This is a genomic window from Thermincola sp. GK-1 (assembly GCF_059412445.1).
The window spans coordinates 41,005-57,078 of sequence record NZ_JBSQAT010000017.1 but is presented as its reverse complement, the minus strand read 5'-3'; the positions used below and the strand labels follow the sequence as shown (position 1 = coordinate 57,078).

Here is a 16,074-nt window from a genome sequence, read left to right as displayed (position 1 = left end):
TAGGCGGAGAACCCTGCCTACCCTTCCCTGGGTAAGGGTGAGAAAGAGGCCGCCCCGGTGAAACAATAAGTTGCGACCTGGCGGAGGGCAGATAGACAGTGTTAACGACAGTGAGGGCTTGAAATCACTGTTTCCGGCACGGACGCCGGAAACCCGGCCATTGAGCCCAGGACGGCGATTCGGCCGGGTTCAGTGATTTCAACCGAGCGGAGTTTACAGCGGCTCTGCCTGTAGCCCCGGAGCAACAGATGTTGCACCGTTATAGCGGCAACACCTGTAGCCTCACAATAACGGTTGTTGCAGTCCAAGCGGCTAGGGGCAGCGAATGTTTTACCGATACAGTAGACAGTTACCGGACACGGGTTTATCGATTTTAGCCGGGCGCTTGGAAAGTGCCTTTTAGGGTGAAGTTGACCCAATCGACAAAAGAAATACCTGATTTCTCGTAAAATTCCACTTCCTTTTCCTTTTGGGCATCATATTCTTTAAAGAAATCTTTGACGGCCCTGCGGACCATTTCATAGGTTTCTTCAGATACCAGCCCTGTTTCCAGCAAAATGACCTTCATGGCATGATTTTCTATTTCGAGGTTTTTCACTCGGCTGAAAAGTTCTATAAACAGCAGGCGGACATAGTCTTCGCTTATTTTATGGTCAGGGTCTCCTAACATAGCCCATATTTTTTTGTCGGACAGCATTTCCCAAGGTTCCTTGAACTCTGCCATGTTTTTCCTCCTTTTGTGCTTTAAAGTAAATGCTAACCTGTTTAGCGATGAATTATACGCCTTAACCGCAAATTTTTGCTTTTTAAAGATTTTCAGGTGATTTATCCGGTAGCTAAGGGTGTCATTAATAAAGCAACCAAGAAGGTGGAATTATGATGAACCCATGGAAATTATTGTCCGACAGACATCTGATTGATATCGATAAAAGATCTATTTTGCATCGGCGAATGGCCGCCGAATGGCCGGCGAATGGTTAAAAACTGTCTTAATCTATTGGCACAACCGTTAAAGAGCATATTTCGACCATTCGCCGGCAAAGTGCTGACTTTAGATTCGCAATTGTTTTACAATTTAGACACCAAGAAAGATATTTGCCGAAATACAGTGAGGGGGGATAGAGGGAGATTAGGCTGTTGTACAAGGTACAACCACTTTATTTCTTTATTTGGTTACATAAAATTCAGAATTATAAAAAGATTAAGGAGGTAAGTCAATGGATAACACCGCTTTAGAAAACCGTGTTTTTAACCCGCCGGCTGAAATTGCCGAGAATGCTAATGCGAAAGCCGATATTTATGAATGGGCGAAAAAAGACCGGCTTGGATTCTGGGATGCCCATGCCAAGGAATTGGTTACCTGGTTCCAGCCTTATGATAAGATTCTTGATGACAGTAATCCGCCTTTCTACAAGTGGTTTGTCAACGGCAAACTGAATGTTTCTTATAACTGTGTGGACCGCCATGCCAAATCAAATCGTCGCAATAAGGCTGCTATTTTATACGAAAGTGAGATCGGCAAAAAGGTATGCCTTACTTATGGTATGTTGTATCGTGAAGTAAACAAATTTGCAAATGTATTGGCCGGCCTTGGTGTAAAGAAAGGTGACAGGGTTGCTTTGTACATGCCTATGATCCCGGAAGCTACCGTTGCTATGTTGGCTTGCGCAAGGATAGGTGCGCCGCATTCGCTGGTGTTTGGTGGTTTCAGCCCGGAATCCCTGCGCGACCGGATTAATGACTGCGGGGCGAAAGTACTGATTACTTCCGACGGTAACTTCCGCCGCGGTAAGCCTTTCCCGCTGAAAGACAACGCTGACAAGGCCATGGAAGATACACCTACTATCGAAAAATGTATCGTTGTCAAGAACGCCGAAAACGAAGTCGTTATGAAAGAAGGCCGTGACTTGTGGTATCATGAACTGATGGCTACCGCTGCCAACTACTATGAACCGGAGGTAATGGATGCTGAAGATATGCTTTTCATCCTTTATACTTCCGGTACAACGGGAAAACCCAAGGGTGTTGTGCATACCAGCGGCGGCTACCTGGTACAAACCCAGGCTACTCTTAAATACGTCTTTGATATCAAGGAAGACGATGTATACTGGTGTACGGCGGATATCGGTTGGATTACCGGCCACAGTTATGTAGTCTACGGTCCGCTGGCACTTGGTACAACCGTATTTATGTATGACGGTACTATTGATTATCCTGATAAGGACAGGATGTGGGATATGGCCGAAAGATACGGCGTTACCAAGTTTTATACTGCACCCACCGCCATCCGTACCTGGATGAAGTGGGGTACCGAATATGTTAAGAAGCATGACCTGTCTGCCATCAAGATTCTGGGTTCCGTTGGCGAGCCTATTAACCCGGAGGCCTGGATGTGGTACCGTGAGAACATTGGCCACGGCGAAGCGCCAATTATGGATACCTGGTGGCAGACAGAAACGGGGGCGCACATGGTTACCCCGTTGCCGGGAGTTACTCCGCTGAAGCCGGGCACCGCTACCGTACCGTTCCCCGGTATCGAAGTTGATATAGTTGACGAAAACAAGAATTCTGTAAATGAGGGCTATCTGGTTGTCAAGTCCCCCTGGCCGTCCATGTTGAGAACTGTTTATGGTGATGACAACAGGTATATTGACCAGTACTGGAAGAAGTTTGGTGACTTTTACTTTGCCGGCGACGGCGCCAAGCGGGATGAAATGGGCTATATTTGGGTAACGGGCCGCGTCGACGACGTCCTTAACGTATCGGGACACCGGCTCGGAACAGCGGAAGTTGAGAGCGCTCTTGTTGAATGCGAAGAAGTAGCGGAAGCTGCTGTAGTGGGCAAAAAGCACGAGGTTAAAGGCGAGTCTGTATGTGCCTTTGTTATCCTGAAAGACGGTTTCGAAGGGTCTCCGGAACTTATTGAGAAACTGAAAAAGCATGTTGGTGTGAAGATCGGTCCTATTGCTAAGCCTGATGACATTATCTTTACTTCCAGCTTGCCGAAGACACGTTCCGGAAAAATTATGCGCCGCCTCCTGAGGGATATTGCTGAAGGACGGGCTATTGGCGATGTTACTACGCTGGCTGACCCGGGTGCGATGCAGGAAATTGCCGCCAAATATGCCGGAAAAGAAGACTAATAGGTTACCCGACCGGTGAAAAATTGGTTGCAATAAACTAAAGACTTCCCTCAATGCTTGGGAACGAAATTTATCTAATCAGGAATTTCGTTCCCCCTTTTTTCTTTCGCCAGAATTTGCCAACTTATTAGGCAGACTGACTTTAGACTGGATATTGGCAGTATCAGATAGGATTTGTCAGTAGACAAAGGATATACTTCTGAGGTATAATTAAACACATCTACAATGAAGTTTACATAAAAATTTCTGTTTCATTTTTTGTGACAACCGTTTGCTGTGAATGCAGACCATTTAAGCCAACCAATTTTCCAACCGGGATAAACTTATTGACCGTTCGTCGCCAAATTTTGACCATTCGGGGATAAAAATTGACCGTTGGCCTGCTGAATATGACCGTTCACCGGAAAGATGCTGACTTTTTTGGACACTTGTTTTAAAATTAAGACAAGTAGGAAGGTTGCGAAAACGTAATATTCAAGATTTGAGGTGATGTCTATAGGGGAATAGATGGGGTAGAACCCTGCGCCTGTAAAAAAGACCATTATTTTTTACCCACTGATAATTTTCAGAAAAGTCTAATTTGTTCGTTAGTTTGTGAGATATGGGGGAGGTTATTTTAATGGAGAATTTGGAAGTTTTGGCGCCATCGCCGGGAAAACACAACATGGAGAACTATGAAGAAACCTGTAAAAACTTTAAGTGGGAAGATATAGAGAAGGTATTCAGTTGGTCTACCACCGGTAAAGTTAATTTGGCGTACGAGGCTGTAGACAGAATGGTAGATGAAAAAGGCAAAGGTGATATGGTTGCCTTATATTATTGCGACAGTAAAACCGAAGAAAAATACACCTTTGCTGATATGAAGGCTTACTCCAATAAATTCGCCAATGTCTTACGGAAGTATGGTATCGGGAAAGGCGACAGAGTATTTATCTTCATGCCGCGCAGCCCGAAATTGTACTTCAGCTTCTTGGGTATCGTTAAGGTTGGAGCTATTGCCGGTCCGTTGTTCGAAGCATTCATGGAAGCTGCATTAAAAGACCGGCTGTCCGACAGTGAAGCTGTTGCCATAGTAACTACTCCCGAATTAAAAGGCCGCATTTTGAAAGATGAGCTGCCCAACTTGAAACACATTTTCGTTGTAGGTGCTAATGGCGACCTCGGCGAGCGGGAAATTGACTGGGATGCTGAAATGGCGCAGGCATCCGATGAAGCAGAAATAGAATGGGTTGATCGTGAAACCCCGTTATTCCTCTTGTATACTTCCGGTTCCACCGGCAAGCCCAAGGGTATTATCCACGTACATAATGACATGCTTGGATATTACACTACGGGCAAGTATGTGGGCGATCTCCAAGAAGGAGATATGTACTGGTGTACAGCAGACCCGGGTTGGGTAACCGGTGTTGTTTACGGCATGCTTGCTCCGTGGCTTAACGGATGCTCTACTATCCTTAGGGGCGGACGTTTCAATGCTGATGAATGGTATCAAACCCTGGAAAAATATAAAGTAACTGTTTGGTACAGCGCTCCGACTGCCTTCCGGCTGTTAATGGCTGAAGGTGAAGAAAAGATTAAGCAATACGACTTGTCCAGTCTGCGTCACATTATGTCTGTAGGCGAACCGCTGAACCCGGAAGTTATCCGCTGGTTTATGAAAACCTTGAATGTTCGTGTACACGATACTTGGTTCATGACTGAAACCGGTATGCAAATGATTTGCAACTATCCCTGCATGGAAATTAAACTTGGTTCCATGGGTAAACCGGTTCCCGGTGTTGAGGCAGCTATCGTGGATGACAACGGCAATGTTCTGCCGCCGCTGCAGATGGGTAACCTGGCCATTAAGAAAGGCTGGCCTGCCCAGATGCGTGCTGTATGGAAGAATCCTGAAAAATTTAACGAATATTTCAAGCATGACCCCTGGTATATTTCCGGTGACTCCGCATACATGGATGAAGACGGCTATTTCTTCTTCCAGGGACGTGTTGATGATGTTATCAACACTGCCGGTGAGCGGGTAGGTCCCTTCGAAGTAGAGTCCAAACTCATTGAGCACCCGGCTATTGCCGAAGCCGGTGTAATCGGTAAACCGGACCCCGTTCGTGGCGAAATTATCAAGGCCTTTATCGCATTAAACGAAGGTTATGAATGGACGGAGGAATTGGCTAAGGAAGTAAGAGACTTTGTTAAGAAGGGATTAGCTGCTCATGCCGCACCGCGTGAATTCGAAGTTAAGGATAAACTGCCGAAAACACGTTCCGGCAAGATTATGCGCCGGGTGCTGAAGGCTTGGGAGTTAGGTCTACCTGTAGGCGACCTCTCCACTATGGAAGACTAATCACGTTAACCACAAACCCCGATACGGTGCCCTGTATCGGGGTTTTCCTTTTTATCACACTCCCTCCAATGTTAAAAAGCTCTTTAGAGCCCGGATTTTGTTTTGATTCCGGGTTTTCGTTTTGATGCCCCGGTTTGTGCTTTAGCGCCGGGGTTTTACATATTGTACCGGAAGGATTTCCGTAAGAACCGGCGAATTGGAAGTTATACGGGCTAATGGAATTTACACGGGCTTTAAATTTACCGGCTCTTTCTTTATATGAAAGGGTGAGGGTATTGAAAATTAACTGGAAACATAAACTGATGTGGTTTTTAGATGTCAGAACAGTGTGGCTGCTGCTGCTTTTGTGTTTTTTTATGATGATTTACTATGAACCTTTTGGCAATAAGGTTATAACCTTCTTGGCCGGGGTTGAACCGCCTTTTTCGGAACTGCCGCCAAAGGCCAAGTTTGATGAAAAGACAACTATTGTTTACAAAAGGGAAAAATTAACGGTGGTACGGACTAATTTAAAAAACTCAGTGCTGTTGATCAAAAAAAGCCTGGGTTTTGGCGATGTGGCGGAAGGAAAACTGGTCAGTGCAGTGGATAGTATGCCGGTCTCCAGGAAAATTGAAGGCGATTTTTTGCGTGGGCAACCTGATACCCGGCATGTAGAAGATACTTGGGATATTCTCAAAGACAATCTGATTGATGCAGGTAAAGCCTTTGGAGAGGCGTTGATGGTGAGGATAGTGACCATTGATAATAAACCCATGATTGTTGAAAACGACAGAATTGTTCCTTATGACCGGACTGACCGGATCCTGCGTTGGGCCGATGAGATAGAAAAGGCTTCCAGAAAATACGGAGTAGCCCCTGAAATAATTGCAGCCGTAATGGAGCAGGAGTCAGGAGGTGACCCCCAGGCAGTAAGCCATGCCGGCGCAATAGGGCTGATGCAGTTAATGCCCTCCACTGCCCGCTGGTTAGGTGTGAATCCTTACAATGCGAAGGAGAATATAGACGGCGGAACCAGGTATCTGGCCCGTCTGTTGGCCCAGTTCGGCAACCTGGAGCAGGCGCTGGCTGCTTATAATGCGGGACCCGGTAACGTTATCAACGGCAACTATCTTTATATATCTGAAACACAGAACTATGTCCGCAACGTACCCCGGTTAATACTTAAGTACAAGCAAAAATTCAGCACAATGGAGGTCAACGCGCAAAAACAGTAGAGGGACTACCTTAAATGAATTGCGCCCTGTATCGAAACATGGGGTGCAGTTCATTATGAGGCAGTCCCTTATAGTTTGAAAGTCACTCTTTTACGGGTTTTGCATATTTGAAGTTAATAGGTTTGGCGGCTGGCAGTTCCATTCTTTCCACCTGTTTTATTTCCAGGGGGATTTTATAGAAGTTGCGCAGGTTTTCTACAATCCCCTGGGGAATGGAAATGCCGTTGTTCAGGGTGCTTGGTTCGCCGATAGCGGATACCTCATAAGGATAAGTGATCTTTGTTCCGTTGACCAGGATGCCGGAAAATTCATCGGCCGGTAAAATGGATGTATGATTGGTGACCCTGATGCCGTTTACAGCCACAGCCTCGGCTCCGGCATTCCAGAGTTCGTTGATTATATCAATCATGTTTTGGTAGAAAAAGGCGTCCGAGTTATTTTCGGGAATTATCAATATTATACCGGGCCCTTCTACGGGGGAAAGACCATTGGCTATATTTAATTTGTCAATTTCTATCTGCATGGTTTCAGCCAGGGTTTTTTCCTCAGAAACACTGGATTCCAGTCTCTTTTGCTGGGTTCTCAAATCCCAAACTTCCCTGATCAGTTGATAGTGTTTCTGGTTTAAGTTTTTTGCCATGGCAGTTAGAGTTTCGGTACTCTGGGAACTTAAGTCGTTAAGTAATGCTTGCTGAGTGCGAAACTGGAACGAGAGAAGGATACCGAGCAATACAAAGGTAAAGGTCAAGGCAAACTGCCATTTTCTAAACATAGTTACACCTCTTTGGAAAAGGGCTTGGAGCGCTGCCTTTTCTGGCTTTTCAGTCTGGCAATAATTAACCTCCGTGTAATGGCCAGGTTTTGAAATATGCGGATGCCAAAAACAAATATGGCTACATAGTACAGGTTTACTCCGATATAATCACCGAAAAACACTAAAGCCGCTGAAGCCAGGCCATTGATGAAAAAGCCGGAAATTAATATGACGCCGTCAAATTTATCTTCCAGTACCCCCCTGATACCACCCAGGGTGGAATCCAGGGAAGCCAGAATGCCGATGGAAAGATAGGTGGCATAAGCAGGTGGAACGGTGAAAGTAAAAAACTGTCCGATTATAAGTCCACCAATAAGTCCTAAAATGGATATCAATGCCCACATTAATTACCACCTACTTTCGGAAGGGCGTTGGCATAATTAAAAGTATAGCTTCCTTTATAAGGCGGAATTACAACCTTGTTTAATTTTTCTAGGGACACAGGGAATTTCGCCATTTCGAGGGTATAATATTCTCCTGAACGGACATACATTTCTAATTGTTCGGGGTCCCCTATGGCTGTTATGACATATGGCGGCGCAAGACGCCGGGTGTTGACAAGGATGATGCTTCCGGCGCAGCGGATATCAGAATTTGTAACAACCCTTATGCCGTTAACGGCTATAGCTTCGGCACCGGCAGAGCGTAAGTCATTTACAATATACAGTATGTTGGAGTAATGAATCATATAATATTCGGGGTCTTTGGCCGTCCGGGCCTGTTCCTGGTCATTCAGAGTTATTTTAATACCGGGACCGGATACCTTAACTAACCCTGCCCGAAATTTCAGATCTGCCAGGTTTTCTTGCATACGGCCAAGAGAACCTTGACCTGAGGCGATGGCTTGCTGGTATTTGTCCAGGTCTTTCCTGATCTTAGTTATTTCTGCCTCTAGTTCCCGGTTCTTTTTTTCCTGGGTCCTGATCATGGCCACCAGGTTTTGATTTTTTTGAGCTATGGGGTTAAAACGAATCTCGCTGGATTTATAATATAATGCGATTAAAAGCCCGGTGATTAAGCAGACCAACGACAGCAGGACGTGCCACTTCTCTATTTTCAAGGGGAGATCTTCCTTTCCGCGGAGGGTTGTATGAAATTTGTGACCGGATTAAACATCATACTTCTATTATATCAGCCTTTTTTCCTTTTTGAATATCCGGGAAATTTTGTTTTGCGGTGAAAAGAACATTAATCAGAAAAAACGAGAGCAAAGAGGTTATCAGTCCGGTTATGTCGAAGTGGTTAGACACATAATATATTTATTCACCGGAGGCTGTTTTAGTTTCCTGAAAGCAGGTGAAAAAATGTTGGTGAAGCTGCCGGACATAACAATAATTAATATTTTGGACATCCTGGTGGTAGCACTTTTAATTTATAAACTGACGCAGCTTATCAGAGGTACGCGGGCAGTACAACTAATCAAAGGTTTGGTGGTGCTGCTTGTGGCCACCACTGTGACTGATTGGTTAAAACTTTATACGATTAACTGGATACTGAAAAATATCAAGACCATGGTCGTGGTAGCAATTCCTATTGTTTTTCAGCCCGAATTACGGAGAGCCCTGGAACAACTGGGCCGCGGAAAGTTTTTTGCCAGGCCCCTTGATTTTTTGGGTGAAGAAGAAGCGGAACGCCTGGTAAATGAGCTGGTCCGCGGTATTGAGATGCTTGTCCGGGATAAAATCGGGGCATTAATAGTAATTGAAAGGAAAACCGGTATAAAGGATTACATAGAAACAGGCATTAAAATTGACGGTTTGGTTTCGGCTGAATTTCTGGTGAACTTGTTCGTTCCCAAAACCCCTCTGCACGACGGCGCCGCTATTATAAGAGGAGAACGTCTGGTAGCGGCAGGCTGCTTTTTGCCGTTAACGGAAAACCCCTACGTCAGTAAAGAACTGGGAACCAGGCACCGGGCCGCCCTGGGCATTTCTGAACAATCGGATGCCGTGGCTATTGTGGTTTCTGAGGAAACAGGTATTGTGTCTATCGCTGTGGAAGGGAAACTAACCAGAAATCTTGGCGGTGCTGCCACAAAGGAAAAACTGCTTGATTTACTGGTCGTTAAGAATAACAGGCAAATGGCCTTTTGGAACAGGAGGTCGGAAGATTGAGCCGCGTCAAAGGCAAATACTGGAGTCAAATTGTCTCTCTTTTACTTGCCGTTATATTATGGATATATGTTTCTAACGAAATAAACCCTACCACTGAACAAATACTAAACCGTGTGCCGCTGGAAACAAGAGGTCTTAGCGCCAATGTCGCTATATTGGAAATGCCCCGCGCTGTGGATTTGCGTATCCAGGGGCCGCGGGAGAAGGTTCAGCAGGTAGGCATCAGAGCGGTAGAAGCCTACATAGATTTATCCAATGCCAAAACGGGCGAAGTAAGTTTGCCTGTACGGGTCGCCGTGCCGGAAGGGGTCACAGTGGTCGATATCTCCCCCCCAGAAGTCACTGTACGATTGGAAAAAGTTTTTGAAAAGCAGGTTCCCATTAGACTGAAGCAAACGGGAAAACCGGCCAGAGGTTACCGGCTGCTGGACCCTGTTTTTGACCCTGTAAGGGTTATCATAAAAGGGCCGGGGAGCTTGCTCAACAAGGTGGAATCAGCCATTGTACAGGTTAATTTTACCGGTTCGAAGGACGGGTTCCACGGCAAGATGCCCGTCCAGGCCGTTGATAAAAACGGCAATGTTCTGGATAGCAACCTGGTCAGTATTTTACCTTCCAGAGTAGAAGTATTTGTGCCGGTGGTGTTGGACATGCCCAGCAGGGTAGTGCCCGTAAAACCTGTCCTGGAAGGTCAGCCGGCGCCGGGATATATCGTGTCCAATATTGTACCTGAGCTTGCCACAGTAAGTGTTTTTGGACGTGCAGACCTGGTCAGGTCCATTGATCAAGTCAGTACTGCTCCTTTAAATATTGCCGGGGCCAATGCTGATATTTACCAGGAAGCGGCCTTAGTTTTACCGCCCGGATTAAAGGCCAGCGCCGTCACTGTAAAGGTTCTGGTGAAGATTGTGCCGGAGAACCAGTAACCTTTTTCATCTTGCCCCGCGTAATATAAAGTGACTGTAATTGACATGGCGAAACCACAGGGATATAATAATTCTAATGTTTAATAATATATAAATTGTTGTCCCTACGTACTGAGGGGGTTAGGTATGCGCTTCCGACTACATAATATCAGACTGGGTTTGGATGAAGAAAGTTCCCTATTACCCCAAAAAATTTGCCGGAAATTGAGGATTTCTCCGGAAGAATTATTAAACTGCCAGGTTTTAAAAAAAGCTGTTGACGCGAGGAAGAAAGATAATATTCATTTTGTCTATTCCGTTGAAATTGAGCTTCCTGAGAAGACGGGCAGGAGGATTGCCGGAAAGCACGGCCTTACCCCCGTGACAGAACAACCAAATGCGCCGCTTGTACCGGGAAATATACCTTTGGGGTACCGGCCCGTTATTGTCGGAACCGGGCCGGCCGGGCTGTTTGCCGCCCTTCTGCTGGCGGAGTATGGCTACCGACCTCTGGTACTGGAACGGGGATATGATGTGGAGACGCGTACGGCCAAAGTACTGGACTTTTGGGAAAACAGGGCTTTAGATCCCGAATGCAATGTTCAGTTTGGCGAAGGGGGAGCGGGTACCTTTTCCGACGGCAAACTGACTACCCGCATTAACGACCCCAGGGTAACCAGGGTTTTTGAGACTTTTGTTGCTGCCGGGGCGCCGGAAGAAATTTTATACCTGAGCAAGCCTCATATCGGTACCGATAAATTACGTGCCGTAGTGAAAAATATCAGAAACCGCATCATAGAACTGGGCGGTCAGGTACGTTTTCAGGCCAAATTGACCAATATATTTCACCAGCACGGCGCTGTCACTGAGGTGGAAGTTAACGGGAAGGAGCGGATTCCGGCCCGGGCAGTTGTCCTGGCTATCGGGCACAGCGCCCGTGATACATACCGGATGCTGGTGGAGCAGGGGTTTTACCTGGAACAAAAGGCTTTCGCCATGGGGGTGCGCATTGAACATCCACAGCAATTGATCAATGAGGCTCAATACGGGAAGTATGCCAACCACCCCAGTTTAGGAGCGGCTGATTACCAACTGGTATATAAGAACAAGGAACTGGACCGGGCAGCTTATACTTTTTGCATGTGTCCGGGTGGACAGGTAGTGGCGGCTGCCTCGGAAAAGGATACAGTTGTAACTAACGGTATGAGTTATTTTGCCCGTAACTCGGGGATTGCTAACAGCGCCGTAGCGGTTTCGGTCCTGCCCGATGATTTTGGGGCCAAAGGGCCGCTGGCCGGCGTGCAGTTTCAGAGAAAATGGGAAATGCTTGCTTTCCAGGTGGGCGGCAAAAACTACAACGCACCTGTCCAAAGGGTGGAGGATTTCCTGGCGGGTAGGGCTTCGGATAATGTTGATTTGGATTTAGCCAGCTACCGGCCGGGCATAACGCCGGCAGATTTGCATGGCTGTTTGCCGGAATTTGTTTCGGAGATGCTGGAAATGGCTATAGAGGATTTTGATAAAAAAATTCGGAACTTTGGTTACCCCGATGCTGTTTTAACAGGGGTGGAAACCCGTACTTCCGCCCCTGTGCGCATCGTTAGAGATGAGGAATATAATGCGGTAGGTATTGCCGGTGTTTATCCGGCCGGCGAGGGCGCCGGTTATGCCGGGGGAATCATAAGCGCGGCTGTTGACGGCTTGCGGATAGCGGAAGCCATTATCAAGAAGTATAGAAAGGGAGAGGAAACTGATGGGTGAATATTTCGGCACCGATGGCGTGCGGGGGGTAGCTAACGCGCAGCTCACCCCGCAGTTGGCATATGAGCTGGGTAAGGCCGGCGCTTTTGTGTTGGCCAGGGATTGTGAAGGGAAAGAAAAGCCGAAGATTGTAATCGGTAAAGATACCAGGATATCGGGCGATATGCTGGAAGCCGCTTTGATTGCAGGTATTTGTTCTGTAGGCGTGGATGTGTTCAAGGTCGGCATCATGCCTACTCCAGCCATTGCATTTTTGACCAGGGACCTGGGGGCTGCTGCCGGGGTAGTCATTTCAGCTTCTCACAACCCCGTGGAAGATAACGGTATCAAGTTCTTTTCCGCTACAGGCTTTAAACTGCCTGACGAAGTGGAGGACCGTATTGAAGAACTGCTCAAATCGGGCCTGGACAACATTCCTACCCCTGTTGGTCCGGAAGTAGGGCGTGTTTATGACATTCATGATGCTGAAGACCGGTATGTGAATTTTGTTAAAAAAAGAGTGCCTGTGGACTTAAGGGGACTGAAAATGGTTATTGACTGCGCCAACGGCGCTGCTTACAGGGTTTCTCCCCGTATTTTCAGGGAACTGGGGGCAGAAGTCATACCTATTTTTAACCACCCCGACGGGATTAATATAAATTACCATTGCGGTTCCACTCACCCTGAGGAGCTGAGTAAAAGAGTAGTGCTGGAAAAGGCGGATCTGGGTCTGGCCCATGACGGCGACGCCGACCGGGTCATTGCTGTGGATGAAAAGGGAAACATTATAGACGGCGATTATATGATGCTTATTTGCAGTAAATACCTGAAGGAGAAGAACCGCCTGCCGCAGAATACGGTGGTGGTTACGGTAATGAGTAACCTTGGTCTGCACATTGGTTTGAAGGAAGCCGGTATAAAGGTGCTGGAAACCAGGGTGGGCGACCGTTATGTCATGGAGGAACTGCTCAGAACGGGCGCTGTATTTGGCGGCGAGCAATCGGGCCATATTATTAACCTGGAACACAATACCACCGGTGACGGGATCCTAACGGGACTACAGTTGGTAGCGGTAGTGAAGGAATGCGGCAGGACCCTGGGGGTACTGGCCGGTCAGATGGAGAAGTTTCCCCAGGTGCTGGTTAATGTCAGGGTGGCCGATAAGAAAGGGGCCATGGAGAATCCCGAGGTTTTGGCTGCCATCAGGTCCGGCGAAGCCAAGCTGGCCGGTAAAGGCCGTATCCTGGTCCGGCCGTCGGGGACGGAACCGCTGGTTCGGGTAATGGCAGAAGGCCCCGAGGAAGAGATGCTGCAGAACCTGGTTGATGATATAGCGGCCGTGATTTCTCGGGTGGCAGGGTAGGTATAGTTGACAGTTGGCAGTTGACAGTTGGCAGTTGACAGTTAACAGTTGACAGTTGGCAGTTGATAGTTGGCAGTTGATAGTTAACAGTTGACAGTTGGCAGTTGATAGTTGGCAATCAAATGAAGGTTTGCGGAGCAAACCTTCCGATTGACCCCTGGCGCCTTTGGCGCCACGGGGTAAGGAGCTTTGGAAAGGGGGGATGCGGTACCATTACAGGCGGACAATTGAATAGAGGTAAAGCGCCTGAACTCAAGCCGGTGTTTTGGTCTGACGGTTTGAGTTGACGAGGAAGGGGTTTATCGAGTTATTCGGCGGGTACCCCTCGGTTGACACGACCGTTAAAGGCAGCCAAAACCGGGCAGTGATGCGCGGGACAAATGCTGCCGGGTGGAAAAAGATTTGTTGTTATGAGGTAGAATTTACGGATTGAAAACATGGGAGTGAATGTGTAATGTGTGGTATTGTTGGGTATATAGGGCCTAAGTCGGTGGTGCCCGTATTGATAGACGGCTTGAAGAAACTGGAATACCGTGGGTATGACTCGGCAGGTATTGCGGTGATAGAACAGGGTAAGGTGTTGGTGGCGAAAAGTGTTGGCAGGTTATCGAAACTGGAGGAGAAATTGGATGCTTATACGCCGGAAGCAAATATAGGCATTGGCCACACCCGTTGGGCGACGCACGGACGGCCTTCGGACGTTAATTCCCACCCCCATACGGATTGTACAGGGGTGATTGCTGTTGTGCATAACGGGATCATTGAAAATTACCTGGAGCTCAGGGAGTGGCTGGAAGCGCAGGGTCATAAATTTAAATCTGAGACTGATACGGAAGTATTGCCGCACCTGGTGGAGCATTTTTATGACGGCGACCTGGAAAAGGCCGTACAACAGGTGATTACAAAGATTGAAGGCTCTTATGCCATGGCCGTGATCAGTAAAAACGAGCCGGATAAGATTGTGGCTGCCCGGAAGGACAGCCCCCTGGTTGTAGGTCTGGGCGACGGTGAGTATTTTTTGGCTTCCGATATCCCCGCTACCCTGGCCCATACGCGAGACAACTTTATTTTAAATGACGGCGAGATTGCCGTTATTACTGCTGACGGTGTAAAAATAACCGATACGCAGGGCAATAAGATTACAAAAGAAGTATTCCATGTCCAGTGGGATGCTGTAGCTGCTGAAAAAGGCGGCTACCCGCATTTTATGCTGAAAGAAATTTATGAGCAGCCCAGGGCCATCAGGGAAACCTTCAGCAGCCGGATATCGGCTGACAATAAGCGGGTGGTATTAAACGAATTAAGTCTGACTGAAGAAGAGATTAAAGATTTACGGCACATCTTTATTGTTGCTTGCGGTACGGCTTATCATGCGGGTGTGGTAGGCAAATATGTCATTGAGGACCTGGCCCGGATTCCTGTTACCGTGGATATTGCTTCCGAGTTCCGCTACCGGAACCCGATAATTCATCCGGGCGACCTGGTTATTGTCATCAGCCAGTCCGGTGAAACTGCCGATACCCTGGCGGCTTTGCGGGAATCGAAAAAAGCGGGGGCCAGGATTTTGGCTGTTACCAACGTGGTCGGCAGCTCCGTGGCGCGGGAGGCGGACGATGTCCTGTACACCTGGGCCGGCCCGGAAATTGCCGTGGCTTCGACAAAGGCATATTCTACCCAGTTAATCGCCATGTTCCTGCTGGGCATCCATTTCGCTCAGGTACGGGGTACAATTGATGCTGCTTATGCGGAACGGCTCATCACCGGGATGCGGGAAATTCCCGACCAGGTGCAGACTATTCTTGATGATCTGGAAGACCTGCAGAGTTTCCTGAAAAAATACGCGGAATGCCAGAACACCTTCTTCCTGGGCCGTGGCCTTGATTATGCGGTGGCTATGGAAGGGTGCCTGAAGCTGAAAGAAATCTCTTATATGCATGCCGAGGCTTATGCCGCGGGGGAACTGAAGCACGGTACCCTGGCCCTGATTGTGGATGATGTGCCGGTAGTTGCGCTGGCCACCCAAAAGGACCTGTACGATAAAATGGTGAGCAATATAAAAGAGGTCAAAGCGCGCGGCGCCCAGGTAATCGGGGTTACCTTTAAGGGCAATACGGAATTGCAGAAGGTTGTGGACCATGTGGTCTATATTCCGGAGACGGAAAATGTCCTGGCTCCCGTGCTGACGGTAATCCCGCTGCAACTGCTGGCCTACCATATTGCGGTGGCCAGAGGCTGCGACGTGGATAAGCCGAGGAATTTGGCGAAAAGCGTGACTGTGGAATGAAAGAAGCGCCCTGCGGGGCGCTTCAGGCTGTAGACAAAGTCAAATTAGCACGATTGAGGGGAGCTTAAATAATTCCTCCGCTCCAATATTTTCAAGCCAGTCTATAGGAGGGGTGGGTGGGCTCTCCGCTACCACGGAGCTTTATGCTGCAAA

At 47.7% G+C, this 16,074-nt stretch carries 13 protein-coding genes; 9 read left to right on the top strand and 4 right to left on the bottom strand.

Features of this window, described 5'->3' with window-relative positions:
- Positions 1–70 precede the first annotated feature (70 nt).
- On the top strand, positions 71–196 hold the full coding sequence (locus ACSNJE_RS13495) for a hypothetical protein (RefSeq protein WP_495252861.1): 126 nt from the start codon (positions 71–73) through the stop codon (positions 194–196).
- A 177-nt stretch (positions 197–373) separates the two neighbouring features.
- Here ACSNJE_RS13495 and ACSNJE_RS13490 read toward each other — a convergent pair whose 3' ends face one another.
- The gene (locus ACSNJE_RS13490) at positions 374–724 is read right to left on the bottom strand and encodes a hypothetical protein (RefSeq protein ID WP_013119278.1); all 351 of its coding nucleotides are present in this window, start codon (positions 722–724) and stop codon (positions 374–376) included.
- A 493-nt stretch (positions 725–1,217) separates the two neighbouring features.
- Here ACSNJE_RS13490 and acs point away from each other — a divergent pair, with 493 nt between their 5' ends.
- The 3 genes from acs to ACSNJE_RS13475 all read left to right on the top strand — a co-directional run bounded on the left by acs (position 1,218) and on the right by ACSNJE_RS13475 (position 6,701).
- Positions 1,218–3,143: an acetate--CoA ligase gene (acs, locus tag ACSNJE_RS13485; protein WP_052218794.1), complete on the top strand. Its 1,926-nt coding sequence runs from the start codon at positions 1,218–1,220 to the stop codon at positions 3,141–3,143.
- Between the two features lie 619 nt (positions 3,144–3,762).
- Positions 3,763–5,484 (top strand): acetate--CoA ligase, encoded by a 1,722-nt coding sequence (acsA, locus tag ACSNJE_RS13480; RefSeq protein ID WP_474774184.1) that lies wholly within the window; start codon positions 3,763–3,765, stop codon positions 5,482–5,484.
- A gap of 215 nt (positions 5,485–5,699) precedes the next feature.
- Positions 5,700–6,701, top strand: coding sequence for a lytic transglycosylase domain-containing protein (locus ACSNJE_RS13475; RefSeq protein WP_474774183.1), 1,002 nt, complete (start codon positions 5,700–5,702; stop codon positions 6,699–6,701).
- 82 nt (positions 6,702–6,783) lie between these two features.
- On the opposite strand, the gene ACSNJE_RS13470 is transcribed toward ACSNJE_RS13475, so the two are convergent.
- Genes ACSNJE_RS13470 through ACSNJE_RS13460 form a run of 3 tightly spaced genes read right to left on the bottom strand, consistent with a single transcriptional unit; the run spans position 6,784 to position 8,575 of the window.
- On the bottom strand, positions 6,784–7,473 hold the full coding sequence (locus tag ACSNJE_RS13470) for a DUF881 domain-containing protein (protein ID WP_052218798.1): 690 nt from the start codon (positions 7,471–7,473) through the stop codon (positions 6,784–6,786).
- A gap of 2 nt (positions 7,474–7,475) precedes the next feature.
- Positions 7,476–7,859, bottom strand: a complete 384-nt coding sequence (locus tag ACSNJE_RS13465; RefSeq protein ID WP_013119283.1) for a small basic family protein — start codon at positions 7,857–7,859, stop codon at positions 7,476–7,478.
- Positions 7,859–8,575, bottom strand: a complete 717-nt coding sequence (locus ACSNJE_RS13460) for a DUF881 domain-containing protein (protein WP_495252860.1) — start codon at positions 8,573–8,575, stop codon at positions 7,859–7,861. Before ACSNJE_RS13460 ends, ACSNJE_RS13465 begins: the two co-directional genes overlap by 1 nt.
- A gap of 244 nt (positions 8,576–8,819) precedes the next feature.
- Here ACSNJE_RS13460 and cdaA point away from each other — a divergent pair, with 244 nt between their 5' ends.
- The 5 genes from cdaA (at position 8,820) to glmS (ending at position 15,921) form a co-directional block, all read left to right on the top strand.
- Positions 8,820–9,629 carry a diadenylate cyclase CdaA gene (gene cdaA / locus ACSNJE_RS13455; protein WP_052218819.1) on the top strand — a complete coding sequence of 270 codons (810 nt, stop codon included), beginning with the start codon at positions 8,820–8,822 and terminating at the stop codon, positions 9,627–9,629.
- Positions 9,626–10,555, top strand: coding sequence for a CdaR family protein (locus tag ACSNJE_RS13450; protein ID WP_474774182.1), 930 nt, complete (start codon positions 9,626–9,628; stop codon positions 10,553–10,555). The genes cdaA and ACSNJE_RS13450 overlap by 4 nt, the downstream gene beginning before the upstream one ends.
- 126 nt (positions 10,556–10,681) lie before the next feature.
- Positions 10,682–12,295 (top strand): NAD(P)/FAD-dependent oxidoreductase, encoded by a 1,614-nt coding sequence (locus ACSNJE_RS13445; RefSeq protein WP_495252859.1) that lies wholly within the window; start codon positions 10,682–10,684, stop codon positions 12,293–12,295.
- Positions 12,288–13,637, top strand: a complete 1,350-nt coding sequence (gene glmM, locus ACSNJE_RS13440) for a phosphoglucosamine mutase (RefSeq protein ID WP_052218802.1) — start codon at positions 12,288–12,290, stop codon at positions 13,635–13,637. Before ACSNJE_RS13445 ends, glmM begins: the two co-directional genes overlap by 8 nt.
- A 454-nt stretch (positions 13,638–14,091) precedes the next feature.
- On the top strand, positions 14,092–15,921 hold the full coding sequence (gene glmS / locus ACSNJE_RS13435; protein WP_495252858.1) for a glutamine--fructose-6-phosphate transaminase (isomerizing): 1,830 nt from the start codon (positions 14,092–14,094) through the stop codon (positions 15,919–15,921).
- Positions 15,922–16,074: the final 153 nt, after the last annotated feature.

Coding starts and splice junctions, on each gene's coding strand:
- ACSNJE_RS13490 (WP_013119278.1), bottom strand. CDS start 724: ATGGCAGAGTTCAAGGAACCTTGGGAAATGCTGTCCGACAAAAAAATA.
- acs (WP_052218794.1), top strand. CDS start 1,218: ATGGATAACACCGCTTTAGAAAACCGTGTTTTTAACCCGCCGGCTGAA.
- acsA (WP_474774184.1), top strand. CDS start 3,763: ATGGAGAATTTGGAAGTTTTGGCGCCATCGCCGGGAAAACACAACATG.
- ACSNJE_RS13475 (WP_474774183.1), top strand. CDS start 5,700: ATGGAATTTACACGGGCTTTAAATTTACCGGCTCTTTCTTTATATGAA.
- ACSNJE_RS13470 (WP_052218798.1), bottom strand. CDS start 7,473: ATGTTTAGAAAATGGCAGTTTGCCTTGACCTTTACCTTTGTATTGCTC.
- ACSNJE_RS13465 (WP_013119283.1), bottom strand. CDS start 7,859: ATGTGGGCATTGATATCCATTTTAGGACTTATTGGTGGACTTATAATC.
- cdaA (WP_052218819.1), top strand. CDS start 8,820: ATGTTGGTGAAGCTGCCGGACATAACAATAATTAATATTTTGGACATC.
- ACSNJE_RS13445 (WP_495252859.1), top strand. CDS start 10,682: ATGCGCTTCCGACTACATAATATCAGACTGGGTTTGGATGAAGAAAGT.
- glmM (WP_052218802.1), top strand. CDS start 12,288: ATGGGTGAATATTTCGGCACCGATGGCGTGCGGGGGGTAGCTAACGCG.
- glmS (WP_495252858.1), top strand. CDS start 14,092: ATGTGTGGTATTGTTGGGTATATAGGGCCTAAGTCGGTGGTGCCCGTA.